The sequence below is a fragment of the Streptomyces sp. DH12 genome (genome assembly GCF_020873895.1).
Classification (GTDB): Bacteria; Actinomycetota; Actinomycetes; order Streptomycetales; family Streptomycetaceae; genus Streptomyces.
The window spans coordinates 1-460 of record NZ_JAHWGT010000996.1 but is presented as its reverse complement, the minus strand read 5'-3'; the positions used below and the strand labels follow the sequence as shown (position 1 = coordinate 460).

Annotated in this window: 1 protein-coding gene; it reads left to right on the top strand. The window is 76.3% G+C overall.

From position 1 onward, the window contains the following. Positions 1–163: 163 nt before the first annotated feature. Positions 164–460: 2-C-methyl-D-erythritol 4-phosphate cytidylyltransferase (locus LPA54_RS38165; RefSeq protein WP_228984975.1), on the top strand; the 297-nt coding region annotated here is incomplete at its 3' end.

Here is a 460-nt window from a genome sequence, read left to right as displayed (position 1 = left end):
CTCACGTCCCCACCCCTGGCGTGCCGGGCCCGGGCGGTCGGCTCGACCAGAGTCACGGAAGGGGCTGGTCAAGGCGGAACGCCCGGCACTTCCCCCGCTCCGGAGCGGGGGCACGCCCAGGCCATACCCACGTAGGCCGAGCCCACAAACCTGACAGGAACCGATGTCTGACGATCCGCTCCCGCCGTCCTCGCCGACCTCCGCACCCGGCCGTCCGGCGGTCCGGACAGCGGCCGTCATCCCGGCCGCGGGCCGGGGTGTGCGGCTCGGCCCCGGCGCTCCCAAGGCGCTGCGCGCGCTCGGCGGCACGCCCATGCTCGTCCACGCGGTGCGCGCGATGGCCGAATCCCGCGCCGTCTCCCTGGTCGTCGTGGTGGCGCCGCCCGACGGCGCCGGCGAGGTCAAGTCGCTGCTCGACACGCACGCGCTGCCCGGGGGCAGCTGGGGGACCACCGACGTC